Here is a 15,386-nt window from a genome sequence, read left to right on the forward strand (position 1 = left end):
TCGTAGAGGCAGAGACCGGCCCGGTCCAGTTGAAAGTGATCGGGCCGAGCGGCATTCGCGACCTCACGCGGCGACGGTCGCCGCAAGGCGACAGCCTTATTGTCCGAGCGCGCTGATACGGTCGGTCACCGTCTGGTCGCTGGCAAAGCCGTCATCCTCGCGCAGCCGCTGGCCGATCATCTTCACCAGTTCGGGATTGTCGGCGAATTTGGTGTGGTTGAAGCTGTCGCCTCCCTTGACCTTGGAGAGGTCGACCACGGTGACGCCATAAGCGGCGAGGTCGGCGGCATCCTTGTAGTCGCCGACGCGTGGCCGCGAGCCGGCGATCAGGCCTGAGAGCCGCAGCGCCCGGTCGTCGTCGGAGAGCAGCAGGATGAACGGCTTGTCCGGCTTGCCGTAGCGGCGCATCTGGCTCTTGAAGACGTCGACGTCGATGTCGGGAGAGGCCAGCACGACATCGCCGAGCTTGCCGCCGAGATCGCGGTCGCCGGTGATGGCCATCTGGCGCAGCGTTTCCATGGTCACCCAGGTTCCGAGCGAGTGGGCGACGATGTCGATGCGCCGCGCGCCGGACTGCTGCAGCATGCGCAATGTCACCTCCAGCTGATCGCGGGCGGCGCTGGCGCTTTCCTTGTCATAGACATAGTCGGTGGTTCTGGCGCCGGATGCCCAGGAAAACAGCACCGGCGTGCCGGGATAGCCGGAATCGTGGACGATCTGGGTCAGGCGGTAGACCGCGTCGTCGAAGCCGGTGTTGTAGCCATGCACGAAGACCATGACGCGGCCGCCGCGCGCGGCAATGTCGGCATTGAGCGCGCTTGAGAATTGAGGCTGCGCATCGTAGCCGACGACCTCGGAAGCCATGAAGTATTTCGCCGGGTCGTTCGACTTGCCGCGCGAGCGGCGCTCGATCTGGCCGGTCTGGTGGGTGCCGGGAACGGTGACGGTGACGCGGGCGTAGTTCAGCGTCGCCGAGCGTTCGCCGTCGAAAACTTTGTTGGGATCGTCGGATTTCTTGCGTGTGGTGGCAATGAAGATCGAGTGATTGCCCGAGATTTCGGTCACCGGCGTGGACATGACGGCGCTGCCGAGCAGTTCCTCGGTTTTGCGGCCGCCGCAGCCGGCGATCAACAGGGCAAGTGCAAGAATGCAAATCGTCTTCAAACGCACGTCAAAAATTCCAATCGAAAGATGAATTCACATAGAATTCACTTTGAGGCCCAAAGGCCTGTCTACCCTCGGCCCGTCTACCCTCCGCGACACCTCCCGGACAGTGAGAGTGCGGCAGAAGTAAGTCGTGTCCAGCCGAAATGTGGTCAGCGTCGGGTCACAGCCATCGCACTGTTGCGCGAAAGCCAGAATGGCGGCAGGAACGCCGGAATGTTGGAGAAGGGCAATACCTCGGGTTTGAGCCTGATGCCCAGCACGTCGCGCATGAAGGCGCGGCGCGCCTCGATGCGGCGCCATGCCTCGGGATAGCGGGCCGCGATCTCCTCGCGCAGGGACTCATCGGCAAGCGCGATACCGTCTTCGATGTTGGTGGTGAAATAGCTGGTTCCGGTCGCCGGAATGATGTCGACCTGCAGCGCCATGCCCGATTGCAGCTTGATGTCCGAGCCGGAAAACACCGGCGAATGCATCCATTCGTCCATATGGACGAGATGGCCGGGATTGAGCGAGACGCCGAAGAACGGGTCGCCTATGCGGTCATGCACGGCTTTCCAAAGCGCTCCGCCGGCAACGCCTATGCCGATGGTCTCGTACCAGTCGACGACGGCGGCGAAATAGGGCGCTACCAGCTTGTCGATATAGTCGTCGATCTCGCGCGGCAGTTCCGCGGCGCTCTCGACCAGGAAGCCGGCGCGGGCGTTGAGCGAGCCCTGGATGCCATAGGCCATGGTGACGGGATCGCCGCGCTTGATGATGTCGAGGCGCGGGCTAGGCAAGCCGTAGGGCGCACGCCTGCCGGCGGACAGCATCGGGTGGCAGCACAGGGGCAGGCCGTTGATCCCCATCAGCCGCGCGGCCTGCAATTCGCTCATGCCGGGCTCAATATTCCCAAGCACGTTGCGCAGGCCCTGCGAGGAAAAGGTCGCGGCGAATTCGAAGGACGCCAATTGGTCTGCCTCGTTGATGGCGCGTAGGCCGTCGGATGGGTTCATCAACAGGTTGGCGGCGTTGACCACCGCGCCTCTGTCGCCGGCCAGTGTGCGCAGCGTATCGGCGATGAAGGACGGCAGGTCGAGCGTCGTCTCGCCAAAGCCGCCATCGCCGGCGCCGAACGGCTTCCAGCCGATGGCGCCGATTTTCTGGCCGGCCTTCAGGCCGCAGGCGGCAAGCGTGTCGGATAGAGAGGCCGAGCGGTCGCGTGGCTGCGCCGGCAGCGAGAAGGTCTGGTAGAGGACGCGCTCGTAAGGCCCGTCGCAGATTTCGGCATAGCCCCAGCCCTCATTGCCGACGAGAAGCTTTGGCTGGCTGCCGGGGACGATGACCAGCAACGTCTCCTCGAAACGCGGATCGTAACCACTGAGATAGGCGACATTGGCCGCGTGCTCGCGGTCGCCATAGACGGCAAAGGCGTCGAGCCCGGCCTCGGCGCCGCGCGCCAGCAGAGCCTCGATGCGCGCTTCGTAGGTCCGCCGCTGAACTAGCGGCATCACTGTTGGTTCGCCGAATTCAGGAAGGTCTACGGTCTTCAGGGCGACAGCCGAAACAGGCATGAAGATGGCTCCAATGGATTTCCTGCTGGCGCGTCAAAGCGGCCGGCCGCATCGGTGGCTGCAAACGGCGAATTGTGCAATAGGCTTCGCCTTCGAACCATTCGATCCAGAGGTGACGGCGCCATGAACAGTTTCTCCTCCCGTGTCGCCACCGCCGCAACCGCGATCCGCGAGATCTTTCCCGAAACGCCGCTGCAGGAAAACGACTATCTGTCGAAGAAGACGGGGGCTCGGGTGCTGTTGAAGCGCGAGGACCTTTCACCGGTGCGCTCCTACAAGATCCGCGGCGCCTTCAACTTTTTCCGCAAGGCGCTTGCCGCCGGCAACGAGGCCGAGCTGTTCGTCTGCGCCTCGGCCGGCAACCATGCGCAGGGCTTTGCCTTCGTCTGCCGCCATTTCGGCAAGAAGGGCGTGGTCTTCATGCCGGTGACGACGCCGCAGCAAAAGATCGACAAGACGCGGCTGTTCGGCGGCGATTTCGTCGAGATCAGGCTGGTCGGCGACTTCTTCGACGACTGCTACCGCGCCGCCTTCGAATTCACCGAAAGTTCCGGCGCGCATATGGTGCCGCCCTTCGACCACAAGGACATTATCGAGGGGCAGGCGACGGTCGCCTATGAGATCGCCGGCCAGATGCCGGGCGCGCGCATGCCCGACATCATCATGCTGCCGGTCGGCGGCGGTGGCCTGGCCGCGGGGGTGACGCACTATTTCGCCGATCAGCAACGTGACGCGCGCTACGTCTTTTGCGAACCGGCCGGTGCGCCGAGCCTGCATCAGAGCCTCGCCAGCGGCAAGCGCGTCCGGCTCGCCAATGTCGACAATTTCGTCGACGGCGCGGCGGTGGCCGAGATCGGCCGCGAGCCGTTGCGCCACCTCAAGGAGTTCGCCGCTCAGGCGGTGCGGCTGATCCCTGAGAACCGGCTCTGCGCCACCATGATCGAGATGCTCAACATCGAAGGTGTGGTGCTGGAGCCGGCCGGTGCCTTGGCGATCGACGCGTTGAAGGATTTTTCGCGCAAGGAAATCCGCGGCAAGACCATCGTCGCGGTGGTGTCGGGCGGCAATTTCGATTTCGAGCGGCTGCCCGACGTGAAGGAGCGGGCGCTGCGCTTCGAGGGGCTGAAGAAATACTTCATCATCCGCTTTCCGCAGCGGCCGGGCGCGCTACGCGACTTCCTCGAACTGCTCGGTCCCGACGATGATATCGCCCGCTTCGAATATATGAAGAAATCGGCACGCAATTTCGGCTCTGTGCTAATCGGCATCGAAACCAGGGACCGGCGCAATTTCGACCTGCTGAAGGCGAATTTCGAGGCCGAGGGCGTCCACTATCAGGACATCAGCGACAACGAGACCCTGGCCGGGTTCATCATATGAGCGGTGCCGTGTTCGTCGCGCTGTTTTCCGGCATCAATGTCGGCGGCAACCGCATCGTCCAGATGGCGGAGTTGCGGGCGTTATTCGAGGCGCTAGGCTTCACCGATGTCGCCAGTTATGTGCAGAGCGGCAATGTCGTGTTCCGGACCAAGAAGGGCGACGCCGCCACGCTGGCGAAACAGATCGAAATGGCGTTCGAGAAAAAATGGGGCTTTCACTCGCGCATCATGGTGCGCGATCTCTCCTGGTTCGAACGGTTGGTGAAGGAGAATCCTTATCCGGAAGTCGCCGGCGATCCGACCAAGCTTCACGCCTACACGCTGGAGCGCCAGCCGACGGCGGACGAGATCGCCAGGCTTGCCGAAAAATGCACCGGCCCGGAAAGCTTCGAGGTCAGGGACGACGTGCTCTACCTCAAGGCGCCGGACGGGCTCGGCAAATCGGTGTTCGCCAATCTCATCCCGCGCGTGCTGAAAGTGCCCGGCACCGCGCGCAACTGGCGCTCGGTGCTGGCGCTGCTGCAGATAGCGCGTTCGCTTTGAACCGCTTCTACGTTGCGGTCGCGATGCTAATTAAGCCTCGGCTAAACAGTTGTTTTTCTGCAACAATTTTCGATTATCCGGCCTAGGCAGCTTAATGAATACTGCATGTCTGTGCTATGCTCTTTCCGACGCATTGGGGAGTTTCATGAAACGTCTGCTTCTCGCATCTACTTTCCTGATTTCGGCTTGCGGCGCGGCGTTCGCCGCCGACGTGATTGAGACCGTACCGGCAGGGTTTGTCTGGTCGGGTGGCTATGTCGGCATCAACGCCGGCTATGGCTGGGGACGCGGTGACGCGGTCGACCAGACGGATTCCTTCTTCGACGAGGAGCTTGGTCAGACCCATGACGTCGATACCGACGGCTTCCTCGGCGGCGTTCAGGCCGGTTACAACTGGCAGTCTGGAGCATTCGTCTATGGCGTCGAAGCCGATCTGGGCTATCTCGGCCTCGATGGCGACAGGACTATCGTCGAAGAGCCCGACAATTTCGGATCGGCGAAACTGGGCGTCTATGGCGATCTGACGGCACGTCTGGGCTACGCCACCGACAGGCTGGTGATCTACGCCAAGGGCGGCGCGGCGGCGACTCACTACAAATTGAGTTATGGCGATACTTTCGATTTTGACGGGGTGCCCGACCCGGACAGCAGCGCATCGAAGAGCGGAGGCCGCTTCGGCTATACGATCGGTGGCGGTGTCGAATGGGCCTTCGCCGACAAATGGACCACGAAGCTGGAATACCAGTACTTCGACTTCGGTAAGGTCCGTTTGACAGATATCGAGGGCAACGACGCAAAGGTGAAGATCGACGCCCATACGATCAAGATCGGCCTGAACTACAAGTTCTGATCGATCCGTCGTTCCGACGGTTCAGATGGCGTCGCAACCAAGTGACGCCATAACGTCGCCCGGGGCTGGCAGCTTCCGGCGTTCGGCGTTGCGGCTGACAGCAGATCAGGTCGCCGGAGCCTGCTTCCACTCGAAAGTCAGTTCCTCGCGGAAGGCAAAGCGCTTGATGTGATCGGCAACAACGCTCTCCATGCGCTCCAGCGATCCGCTTTCCTCCGTCGACACCGTGATATGCAGCGCTGCCGCATCGGCATCGAGAACCGTGCGGCCGAGCGACAGATCGATGGTGCCGTGGTTTGGATCGAACACGACGGGAAATTTGTGCGCCCAGTGCTTGCACAGCTGCTGCAAATAGCGGCTGGCATATGCGGTGGTGACATCGGCACGGCTGGTCGGCATAAATGAATTCTCCTGGATGAGGCACTGGCTTTGCTTGGCTGGCGCGACAGGCAGGTAAATAGGTGCCGTTGGTCGAAATGGCAAAGGCGGCCGGCTTGTCGGCGCGGCCGCCTCGCTCAAGATGGCGTGATCGCTACCAGGTGCCGGTGTTCGGCATCGATGCCCACGGCTCGGCCTTGGGTTTGGCCGGGCCCTTCTGCAGCAGTTCGAAGGAGATGCCGTCCGGCGACTTGACGAAGGCCATGTTGCCGTCGCGCGGCGGCCGGTTGATGACGACGCCATTGTCCATCAGATGCTGGCAGGTGGCGTAGATGTCGTCGACCTCATAGGCGAGATGGCCGAAATTGCGGCCGCCCTTGTACTCCTCCGGATCCCAATTGTAGGTCAGTTCGATCAGCGGCGCCTTCTCAGTGATGCCGCTTTCTACATCCTCGGAGGCGGCGAGGAAGATCAGCGTGAAGCGGCCCTGCTCGTTTTCGTAGCGGCGCACTTCCTTCAGGCCGAGCTTGTTGCAGTAGAAATCGAGCGAGACATCGACGTCGGCGACACGGACCATTGTGTGGAGGTAGCGCATGGGATTTCCTCGGGGATGTTTGGGTTGCGAGGCAACATAAGGTCCACCCCGTCGGAGGGCAACGAGCATCGGACTGGAAAAGTGATCACCGGTTTTTGGAAAATCAGGTTGCTCTGACAAAAGCGTCCGACCACAAGTGGTTGCCGATTTCGGCAAAATCCGATGCAAATTGCCGACCGGTTGACGGCCTTGACGGATCGCCATTGCAGCCGGCAGCGACGCCGGCAAACAACAAGTCAGCTATTCCTGTATTCAACCGTGAAAAAAGGCACGGCAGGTCTTGCACACCCCGGAAGCGGCGGTGTTAATCTAATGTCAAGAATCACTTGCGGTTTTCTTGAAAAAAAGGGGGCGTTCTTATGGGGGATAAGGCCTCTTTCACGAGGCGGGATGAGAACCTTGACGACGCCCTGAAGAGTGACAGTGGCGGCGATAGCGCCGACCTTGTCGAAATCGCCGGCGCCATCAAATGGTTCGACGTGGCCAAGGGCTACGGTTTCATACTACCCGATGACGGTTCCTCGGGCGACATCCTCCTCCATGTCACCTGCCTTCGAAAGGACGGTTTTCAGACGGCATTGGAGGGCGCGCGTGTCGTGTGCCTTGTCAAGCATGGCGACCGTGGTTTGCAGGCTTTCCGGGTGCTGTCCATGGACACCGCCACCGCGGTCCATCCGGCCGAGATGCAGGAACAGCGCACCCATGTGGCGGTGACGCCGGAAAGCGGGCTCGAGCGGGCGCTGGTTAAGTGGTTCAACCGCACCAAGGGCTTCGGCTTTCTGACGCGCGGCGAGGGCACCGAGGATATCTTCGTCCATATGGAGACGCTGCGCCGCTATGGCATCACCGAGCTCAGGCCCGGACAGGTCGTGCTGGTGCGTTTCGGACGCGGTGACAAGGGCCTCATGGCTGCCGAGATTCACCCTGATATGGGCACCTTGCCGGTCGCGCATTAGGACGCGAGCCTTCCTGAGGAAGTCAGGACGGCGTTTTTCTTGGTTTCACCACGATCTTATCCGAATACCTGAGACCACTTTTAGGGATCATGGTCTTTGGTCGAGGATTTCCAATGGCGTACAGGAACTGGCTGACAGCGGGCGCGCTCTGCGTCATCGTTGCGGTAGCCGCAGGCGCTTACTTCTATTCCGGGCAGCCGACCGCATCCCAGCAGACGATCGCCGGCGGTCAGGCGATGATCCTTCCCGTCGATCCGACACCCTTGGTCGTGGCGACGAAAGGGGGCGATAAATCCTTTTCGATCGAAGTCGCCGACACCGACTCGGAACGCGAGGCCGGCCTGATGTATCGCCAGGATATGGCCGACAATCATGGCATGCTGTTCGTCTTCGAGATGCAGAAGCAGGTCGGCTTCTGGATGCACAACACGCCGATGCCGCTCGACCTGATCTTTGTTGGACAGGACGGCAAGGTCCGGGCCGTCAAGCACGGCACTCCATTGTCCGATGCAGTCATCTCGCCGGGTGTGCCAGTGCGCTTCGTGCTGGAGCTCAAGGCCGGCACCGCCGCCAAAAACGGCATCGACTATGGCGATCTGCTGCGCCATCCGGCCGTCGGCACGGTGTCCGGCCCCGGCATGCCGCCATCGGACAAGGGCAACGCGCCCACGCCCGGCGCCGGCTGAGCCGCTCCCGATGCAATTCTTCTCCCATGACGGGTTCGACTTCGCCTTCCTCGACCGCCAGCCGGCGTCGGGGGCGGGCGATCCGGTGCTGATGATCCACGGCTTTGCCTCCAGCCACTATGTCAACTGGGTATCGCCCGGCTGGTTCAAGACGCTGAACGATGCCGGCTATCGCGCCATCGCCTTCGACAATCGCGGCCACGGCTCGTCGTCGAAAAGCTATGACGAGGCCGACTACACCCCGGCCAAGATGGGCTCGGACGCGGCGGCCCTGCTCGACCATCTTGGCATCGGCCGCGCGCATGTCATGGGCTATTCGATGGGCGCGCGCATCGCGGCGTTCCTGGCACTGTCGGATCCCGACAAGGTGGCGACGCTTGTCTTCGGCGGGCTCGGGATCGGCATGGTCGACGGCGTCGGCGACTGGGATCCGATCGCCGAGGCGCTGCTGGCCAACGATCCGGCCGCCACCAGCCATCCGCGCGGTCGCTCGTTTCGCGCCTTTGCCGATCAGACGCGCAGCGACCGCCGCGCGCTGGCCGCCTGCATCGCCACGTCGCGCGAACTGCTCAGCGAAGACGACATGACGCGCATCGCCCAACCAACGCTGATTGCGGTCGGGACGACAGACGATATCGGCGGCTCGCCCGACGAGCTCGCCGCGCTGATGCCGAACGCCAAGGTGTTTCACATAGACGGCCGCGACCATATGCTGGCTGTGGGCGACAAGACCTTCAAGCAGCGGGTTTTGGAGTTTTATGCCGAAAATCCGCTTTAACCGGTAAGCGATTTTCGGGCGATATGGATTGGGCGGCCGGCGAGGGGTGGCAAACAATGGCACAATGGGGAAGAAGCGCCGACGCTCTGCCGGGCGCCGTCGTGACAAGCAAGTTCGGCAAGCGTTCCGTCATCCTGGCGCTGCTCGCCTTCGGTGCCGGTGTGATGGCGCTGACCACAATGGTGGCGCTTCCGACCCACGCATCCGAGCGTGCCCAGAACATCGCCACGGGTTTCTTCATGGCGGTTTTCCTGCTGGCAGGGCCGTTGGCGCATATTGCCGGATTGATTTTCGGACTGATGGCGCTGGTGCGTTCGAACGATAGCCGCGTGCTTGGGGTCGTCGGCATCCTGCTCAACGGCGGCTCCCTGGCGGTTGGCTTCCTGCTGCTTGTGGCAATGGCATCGACGATAGGCGCTTTCACCTGATCGGGGACGAGTAATGGCCGGATGGGGAAGAAGCACGATAGCAATGCCCGGCGTGGTGGGGCGGAGCAGCTTGGGCAAACGCTCGGTGATCCTGGCCCTGCTGGCGTTCGCAATGGATTTTGCGGCGGTGGTCACGCTGGCGTTGATGCCAGGCGAGGCGTCGCTGGCCGCTCAAAACGTCCTCGGCGGGGTTTTTCTGGTGGTGTTTCTCGTTGCGGCGCCGCTGGCGCACATCACCGGCGTGGTTTTTGGCTTGATGGCACTGGGACGTTCAAACGACAATCATGTCCTCGGCATCATGGGTATCCTCCTCAACGGGCTGTCGTTGGTGATCGGCCTGTTCTTTGTTTGGGCGGCGACCAAGTCCGTTGGCGCCTTCAGGTGATCGATCTTCGTCTGGCTTGCAGCCGGAGGCGGTGCCGCTTTGGTTGAACTTTTCGTCACCTATATGGAAATGCGCCAGGCCGATCTGGCGCCTGCGCGCGCCAACCCGGCGGCAAGTGCCAGGGTTGTGCGTGAGAGGCTGGACCGCGCCGCCTATCTCAGCCTCTACCGCGCTGTCGGCGAGCCGGTGCAGTGGGACCAGCGGCTGCGCATGCCGGCGGAAGAGCTCGAGCGCCTGCTGGCGCTGCCCTCGACATATATCCATGTGCTGCGCGTCGAGGGCGAAGCGGCTGGTCTGTGCGAATTCAACGGCGTCGGCCAGCCTGAGGTCGAGCTGGTTCATTTCGGGCTGGTCCCCGTCTTCCAGGGTCGCAGGCTTGGGCCGTTCCTGCTCGACCAGGCGCTTCGCGCCATCTGGTCGCACGCGCCGCAAGGGGTCTGGCTTCATACCGACACATACGACCATCCGGCTGCGCAATCGGTCTACAGGCGCGCCGGGTTCAAAGCCTATGCGCAGCGCATGGAGACATTTCCGGATTAGGATTTGAGCGTTTCTAGAGACCGCGCCAGGTTTTGCCTGGCCTGGGGCTCGAACCTCTGGCGGAATTCCTGCGTGTGAAAAATATGCTGGCGCGCGAGGAAAGTCTTGAGAATCGCGCCGCGACCGGCGCGCCACATCGGCTCCTCGACCCAGCCATATTCGCGGCGGACCGCTTGTTCATAGGCGTCGAAAGCGTCGGCTGACGCACCCAGGATCGCCAGGTCCATGTCGAGGAAAAGCGCTGCGTCGCGGAGGGCGTTCTCATCGGCAAGGCACCGTGGTTGAAGGCTGGGCAGTTCATGCGTGGCGGTGGCGACGATCATCGCCGCTATGCGGCCGAGGCGCTCCGGATCGGTGCGGGCGGCAAGTTTGTCCTGCGCAAGTGCCGCACTCCTGGCCTCGTTGTCCTTGGCGCGGCTGTCATAGATGGCGTCATGGAACCAGATTGCGGCTTCGACGGCGCCGGAATCATGCAGCGATGCTCGATATTCGTCCGCCAGCGCCAGCAACGCCTCTATATGGGCGAGGTTGTGATAGTGGCGATCCGGAGCTTGATAGAGCGCGGAGAGCGCGCGTTTCAGCGGAGCGTCGATCAAGGGTTCGTTTTCCATGGCGGCTTGAATTTCCGTGAACCAAATCCATTTCACCGAGCACTAAGGAAAATTGAGTTCAATCGTGCTATGATCTGGCTTATATGTGCCGCCGGAGAATAGGCAAGCGGCCAGGACGCAGGACAAGACGTCGATGAACAGCATCAGCATTTCCCGCCCCACAATGGTCCAGCCGATCGATCCGATCTGGCGTTCGGTCCGCGACGAGGCGATGGAAGCGGTCAACCGCGACCCGCTTCTGGCGGCGTTCCTCTATTCGACCATCCTCAACCAGGAGAGCCTGGAGGAAGCTGTCATCCATCGGCTCGCCGAGCGGCTCGCGCATCAGGACATCGGCTCCGACCTCATCCGCCAGACGTTCAAGTCGATGCTGGCCGACGACAAGGAATGGTCGTCGATCGTGCGTGTCGACATCCAGGCCTATTACGACCGCGATCCGGCCTGCGACCGCTTCATCATGCCGGTGCTCTATTTCAAGGGTTTCCATGCCATCCAGACGCACAGGCTGGCACATTGGCTGTGGAATCAGGGCCGCAAGGATTTCGCGCTCTATCTGCAGAGCCGCTCGTCCTCGGTGTTCCAGACCGACATCAACCCGGCCGCCCGCATCGGCAAGGGCATCTTCATCGACCACGCCACCGGCCTCGTCGTGGGCGAGACGGCGGTGATCGAGGACGATGTGTCGATCCTGCATGGCGTGACGCTGGGCGGCACCGGCAAAGCCGGCGGCGACCGTCACCCCAAGATCCGTTACGGCGTGCTGATCGGCGCCGGCGCCAAGATTCTCGGCAATATCGAGATCGGCCATTGCTCGAAGATCGCGGCAGGCTCGGTCGTGCTGTCGCCGGTGCCGCACAACAAGACGGTTGCCGGCGTACCGGCCCGCGTCGTCGGCGAGACCGGCTGCGACCAGCCTTCGCGGCAGATGGACCAGCTTTTGCCGTCGCAGTCGATGGACCAGGTCGTCAGCTTCGACATCTGATTTGCAACACCCGGCGTGCCGGACTGAGTCCGGTTGCCGGCGCCGTTGCCTCTGAAGCATGATGCCGAAAAGTGTGAGGCGGTTTTCGGACGACATCATGCTCTACCTCCTTGATTTAGAGGCGGATTTGGATTCGACCTGAAATCATCCGGCCCCAGGGTTCGCGTTCTATCCAGCCGGCTTGCCTTTACATCGCCATTGTCGACGTGCCAGAAGCGCGTTCCAACGAGCAAGCCCGACGATCGGAGAAGACTTTTGAAGCCGGACGAAATCAGAAAGCTGGACGCCTATTTCAAGCGCGTCTTCCAGAATCCCAAACTCGAGGTGAAGGCGCGGCCGCGCAAGGAAGATTCGGCCGAGGTCTATGTCGGCGACGAGTTCCTCGGCATCGTCTTCAAGGACGAGGACGACGGCGACTATAATTTCTCGATGGCGATCCTCGACATCGATCTGGCCTGATCGCGGAACTGGGGATCGGAGTTGCCTATCTCCAACGAAGTGGGGAGATGAAGAGCAAGCCTCGGCGATCCTTCCCACCCCCCTCTGTCCTGCCGGACATCTCCCCCGCAAGGGGGGAGATCGGCAGTTCCTCGGCTCTTCTTCTGCAACCTCGATAATTGGCGAAAGCAGTGATGGGGGCGTAATCTCCCCCCTTGCGAGGGAGATGTCCGGCAGGACAGAGGGGGGTGCTGTCCCGCCAACGTTCGTAAACTTCTGCGCCGCTTCGCTTCGCCCGAACAGAGGCAGGCTAGCGCCCCGTCTTCAGGACGCGCGTGGCCTCGGCGACGATAGCGGCGTCAAGCGCCGGCCAGTTGCCCAGCAACTCCCGGGGAAAGCGGTAGGTCAGGCTGAGGCTGTCGCCGACCTGGATGTCCCGCTCGCAGGGCGCCAGCGATTCCTCGGCGCTCGGTCCGCTCAGGCAGCGGGCGACGAACGGGTCCTTGCCGGCCCGGCCGGCGACCGCGAGCACCTCGTTGAGATAGCCTGATTTTTCCGTAAAACCGTAAATCGTCGTGCCGCCGGGGCCGGGCGCGCCGGGCTGGCTGATGAGCGCGCTATAGATCGGCGCGAAACGGCCGCTCATGTCGCGCGACATCATCTGCGGTTCAAACGACAGGAAGATGATGTTTTTGGCGGCCCCCGTGTGGTTGAAATCGTCGCGGGCGGCTTCGCTGTAGCCGTCCATCTGGGGATAGCGCAGATAGAGGTCGAGGCGCGAAGCGATGCCGTCGCGCCGCGCCTGCAGGAAGCGGATGGCGTTGGCCGGCACGGCAATGACATTGTTGCCGATCACTACCCTGTGGACCGTGGTGTCGTCGGTGTAGCCGGCCATGGCGATCGAGCGGCCGAACCATTTTCCGCCAAGGCTGATCGCCAGCGACAGCAGCGCCAATGCGGCAAAAGCATAGAACACCCGCTTCATCAGCACGGAATCGACGACGTTGAACTCTTCTGCGGTCGCTGCCTGCTTCATCGCAATCCCCATAGTCGCCGCCCTCTGTCCCTGGGCGGCACACATGCCGCGGCATGGCTCTTGCTGCGCTGGACGCGACTGTGCGATTTCATGGTAAACGGAAGGTAAAGATGAGCCTGCTGCTGCCCGTTCTCTTCGCTTTCGCCGTCGGCCTCACCGCCTGCGGGCTTACCGGGTCCGTGATGGAACTGGCGGCGGGCCGCCGGCTTGCCTTTGCCGAGCCGTATGTGTCGCCGGCGTACATCCTGCGCTCGCTGGCCGCGACCGCTTGCGCCGGGCCGTTCATGCTCGCCAACGATGCGCTCGATGCGCGGCGCGAGGGCCGCATTTCGACGCTGATGCTGATGTCCTGCGGCTGCACGGTGATCGCCTGGGCGCTGACGCTGGGCATCGTGCTGATCGCCATTGCCTCCTGGGGCATTGGCTCTCCTGGTGCGCTTCAGCTTTTGGTGGAATCGCTGGCGCGGTATTTGCCTTGAGGCAATTGCTGGGGGAAACCGCTACGCGGTTTTCGTAGGATTGTTCTAGGGTTTGTCCCGGCCTGCGACGAATCGGAGACTGCAAATGCCGACCTATGCAATCGACGGAAAGGCGCCCCGTTTCGATGATCCCGACAGCAACTGGATCGCGCCGGACGCGACGTTGATCGGCGACATCAGCGTCGGTCGCAATGCCGGCTTCTGGTTTGGCGTGGTCATCCGCGGCGACAACGAGGCGATCGTCATCGGCGCCGACAGCAATGTCCAGGAACACACGGTGATGCACACCGATCCCGGTTTTCCCCTGACGATCGGGCAGGGCTGCACCATCGGCCACCGCGCCTTGCTGCATGGCTGCACGATCGGCGACAACAGCCTGATCGGCATGGGCGCCATAGTGCTCAACGGCGCCAGGATCGGCAGGAATTGCCTGGTCGGCGCCGGCGCGCTGGTCACCGAAGGCAAGGAGTTCCCCGACAATTGCCTGATCGTCGGCTCGCCCGGGCGGGTGATCAGGACGCTGGACGATGCCGCTGTCGCCAGGCTGCGCGCCTCGGCCGCGCACTATGTCGCCAACGGCAAGCGCTTCAAGGCCGGGCTGAAGAAGGCCTGAACTCTATTCCTGTTTGGCGATGATCTTTTCCGAACGGCGGGTCAGCGCAGCAAAAACCGGTTCTCACTTTTCGCTGCCGCGGTCCTTCGGTTCGGGATCATGGTCTGAAATGGTGGAGCCGGCCCAGGGACGGGGCCGGCTCCTTAAAACCCGGTCGTTGGGGACGGGGAGGGTGGGGACTCGACCGGGCTTTCTCGTTAGGCACGTCGCATTATTCGATGTGCTTGACCTCTGTGATGGCGTCCTAGCGGACGCTGGCAACCGCGTCGGCGCGACCGTCATTGATCGTCACCCACACGCCGGAATTCTGGTCGGACTGGCGCTTCAGGTATGTATAGTCGGTGTCGGTCCAGGACAGCACCTTGGACTCCAGATTGTCGAGGATGAACTCGCCGAGGCTGGTGCGCACGGTCAGCACCGCGTGGCCGTCGCCATTTTGTTGGCGCGCCACGGTCATCAAGAGATTGCCGGCGGGAACGCCGATCGCCATCAATTCGCGGCGCTTCTCCAGCGCATAGTCCTCGCAGTCGCCGAAGCCGCTGTCGGGATAGGACCAGACCTCTTCCTTACCCCACATTTCCATATCGGTGCGCGGCACGATCCGGGTGTTGACCGAATTGTTGACGTCGACGATCGCCGCCCACAGCTTGCGGGTCAGTTCGACCGGTGCCTGCTTCGGCGTGCGCTGAGCGCACTCCTGCGGCAGCTTCTGGCAGAATTCGTAGTGACCGACCGGCTGTGTCGTGCGGCCGCCAGTGTGCATGTAGGCCGGTCCTGCTGCTTGCGCAGTTCCCCAAGCGGAAAGCTGCATCGCCATTGCCAAGAGCAACAGCTTGCCCCAAATCTTCGCCATTGGTCTGTCTCCCCGTTTGAGGAGACAATGACAGCGCTGGATTTATTTGACGCAAAAACCCGAAGTAGACATTGAGTAAAAGCTCAATAGAATACGCGTAAAATTTGACCTATTTTAATATAAAATCGTTCAGGTC

The 15,386-nt window shown here is 62.1% G+C and carries 20 protein-coding genes; 13 read left to right on the forward strand and 7 right to left on the reverse strand.

Annotation, left to right across the window (positions count from 1 at the left end; genetic code table 11):
* Positions 1-96 precede the first annotated feature (96 nt).
* Positions 97-1,170, reverse strand: coding sequence for an alpha/beta hydrolase (locus NKH22_RS01995; protein WP_023695396.1), 1,074 nt, complete (start codon positions 1,168-1,170; stop codon positions 97-99).
* A 146-nt stretch (positions 1,171-1,316) separates the two neighbouring features.
* A complete protein-coding gene (locus NKH22_RS02000; protein ID WP_352757903.1) occupies positions 1,317-2,720 on the reverse strand; it encodes an aminopeptidase P family N-terminal domain-containing protein in 1,404 nt (467 codons plus the stop codon).
* Between the two features lie 123 nt (positions 2,721-2,843).
* Here NKH22_RS02000 and ilvA point away from each other — a divergent pair, with 123 nt between their 5' ends.
* The 3 genes from ilvA to NKH22_RS02015 all read left to right on the forward strand — a co-directional run bounded on the left by ilvA (position 2,844) and on the right by NKH22_RS02015 (position 5,492).
* Positions 2,844-4,100: a threonine ammonia-lyase IlvA gene (ilvA, locus tag NKH22_RS02005; protein ID WP_352757902.1), complete on the forward strand. Its 1,257-nt coding sequence runs from the start codon at positions 2,844-2,846 to the stop codon at positions 4,098-4,100.
* Positions 4,097-4,642: a DUF1697 domain-containing protein gene (locus NKH22_RS02010; protein WP_023815357.1), complete on the forward strand. Its 546-nt coding sequence runs from the start codon at positions 4,097-4,099 to the stop codon at positions 4,640-4,642. The genes ilvA and NKH22_RS02010 overlap by 4 nt, the downstream gene beginning before the upstream one ends.
* A gap of 145 nt (positions 4,643-4,787) precedes the next feature.
* Complete coding sequence (locus NKH22_RS02015; RefSeq protein ID WP_023815356.1) at positions 4,788-5,492, forward strand: outer membrane protein; 705 nt, start codon at positions 4,788-4,790, stop codon at positions 5,490-5,492.
* 105 nt (positions 5,493-5,597) lie between these two features.
* Here the strand turns inward: NKH22_RS02015 and NKH22_RS02020 are convergent, their stop codons facing one another.
* The gene (locus NKH22_RS02020; RefSeq protein WP_023744840.1) at positions 5,598-5,891 is read right to left on the reverse strand and encodes a DUF2218 domain-containing protein; all 294 of its coding nucleotides are present in this window, start codon (positions 5,889-5,891) and stop codon (positions 5,598-5,600) included.
* 133 nt (positions 5,892-6,024) lie between these two features.
* Entirely contained in the window at positions 6,025-6,465 is a 441-nt protein-coding gene (locus NKH22_RS02025; RefSeq protein ID WP_023681520.1) for a VOC family protein, read from the reverse strand.
* A 359-nt stretch (positions 6,466-6,824) separates the two neighbouring features.
* Between NKH22_RS02025 and NKH22_RS02030 the strand changes: the two genes are divergently transcribed.
* From NKH22_RS02030 to NKH22_RS02055, 6 genes are all read left to right on the forward strand, one after another.
* On the forward strand, positions 6,825-7,421 hold the full coding sequence (locus tag NKH22_RS02030; protein WP_352757901.1) for a cold-shock protein: 597 nt from the start codon (positions 6,825-6,827) through the stop codon (positions 7,419-7,421).
* Positions 7,422-7,534: 113 nt separating this feature from the next.
* Positions 7,535-8,107, forward strand: coding sequence for a DUF192 domain-containing protein (locus NKH22_RS02035; protein WP_023681518.1), 573 nt, complete (start codon positions 7,535-7,537; stop codon positions 8,105-8,107).
* Positions 8,108-8,117: 10 nt separating this feature from the next.
* Positions 8,118-8,885 (forward strand): alpha/beta fold hydrolase, encoded by a 768-nt coding sequence (locus NKH22_RS02040; protein WP_023681517.1) that lies wholly within the window; start codon positions 8,118-8,120, stop codon positions 8,883-8,885.
* Between the two features lie 56 nt (positions 8,886-8,941).
* Positions 8,942-9,313, forward strand: a complete 372-nt coding sequence (locus NKH22_RS02045; protein WP_023741428.1) for a hypothetical protein — start codon at positions 8,942-8,944, stop codon at positions 9,311-9,313.
* 70 nt (positions 9,314-9,383) lie between these two features.
* Positions 9,384-9,698: a hypothetical protein gene (locus tag NKH22_RS02050; RefSeq protein ID WP_023744842.1), complete on the forward strand. Its 315-nt coding sequence runs from the start codon at positions 9,384-9,386 to the stop codon at positions 9,696-9,698.
* Between the two features lie 39 nt (positions 9,699-9,737).
* On the forward strand, positions 9,738-10,238 hold the full coding sequence (locus NKH22_RS02055) for a GNAT family N-acetyltransferase (protein ID WP_023691208.1): 501 nt from the start codon (positions 9,738-9,740) through the stop codon (positions 10,236-10,238).
* On the opposite strand, the gene NKH22_RS02060 is transcribed toward NKH22_RS02055, so the two are convergent.
* A complete protein-coding gene (locus NKH22_RS02060; RefSeq protein WP_023681513.1) occupies positions 10,235-10,849 on the reverse strand; it encodes an HD domain-containing protein in 615 nt (204 codons plus the stop codon). The genes NKH22_RS02055 and NKH22_RS02060 overlap by 4 nt on opposite strands.
* A 133-nt stretch (positions 10,850-10,982) precedes the next feature.
* Here NKH22_RS02060 and cysE point away from each other — a divergent pair, with 133 nt between their 5' ends.
* Together cysE and NKH22_RS02070 are read left to right on the forward strand one after the other, a co-directional pair.
* Positions 10,983-11,831, forward strand: a complete 849-nt coding sequence (cysE, locus tag NKH22_RS02065) for a serine O-acetyltransferase (RefSeq protein ID WP_023691209.1) — start codon at positions 10,983-10,985, stop codon at positions 11,829-11,831.
* 255 nt (positions 11,832-12,086) lie between these two features.
* Positions 12,087-12,290 carry a DUF3126 family protein gene (locus NKH22_RS02070; RefSeq protein WP_006200852.1) on the forward strand — a complete coding sequence of 68 codons (204 nt, stop codon included), beginning with the start codon at positions 12,087-12,089 and terminating at the stop codon, positions 12,288-12,290.
* A gap of 289 nt (positions 12,291-12,579) precedes the next feature.
* Here the strand turns inward: NKH22_RS02070 and NKH22_RS02075 are convergent, their stop codons facing one another.
* Positions 12,580-13,305, reverse strand: coding sequence for a hypothetical protein (locus tag NKH22_RS02075; protein ID WP_023702480.1), 726 nt, complete (start codon positions 13,303-13,305; stop codon positions 12,580-12,582).
* Between the two features lie 110 nt (positions 13,306-13,415).
* On the opposite strand from NKH22_RS02075, the gene NKH22_RS02080 reads away from it, so the two are divergent.
* Together NKH22_RS02080 and NKH22_RS02085 are read left to right on the forward strand one after the other, a co-directional pair.
* Positions 13,416-13,784, forward strand: a complete 369-nt coding sequence (locus tag NKH22_RS02080; RefSeq protein ID WP_023667504.1) for a DUF6949 family protein — start codon at positions 13,416-13,418, stop codon at positions 13,782-13,784.
* An 85-nt stretch (positions 13,785-13,869) separates the two neighbouring features.
* On the forward strand, positions 13,870-14,397 hold the full coding sequence (locus NKH22_RS02085; protein ID WP_352670482.1) for a gamma carbonic anhydrase family protein: 528 nt from the start codon (positions 13,870-13,872) through the stop codon (positions 14,395-14,397).
* 244 nt (positions 14,398-14,641) lie between these two features.
* Here NKH22_RS02085 and NKH22_RS02090 read toward each other — a convergent pair whose 3' ends face one another.
* On the reverse strand, positions 14,642-15,250 hold the full coding sequence (locus tag NKH22_RS02090; protein WP_023667502.1) for a transglutaminase-like cysteine peptidase: 609 nt from the start codon (positions 15,248-15,250) through the stop codon (positions 14,642-14,644).
* Between the last annotated feature and the right edge of the window lie 136 nt (positions 15,251-15,386).

The sequence above is a fragment of the Mesorhizobium sp. M1252 genome, assembly GCF_040318265.1.
Classification (GTDB): Bacteria; Pseudomonadota; Alphaproteobacteria; order Rhizobiales; family Rhizobiaceae; genus Mesorhizobium.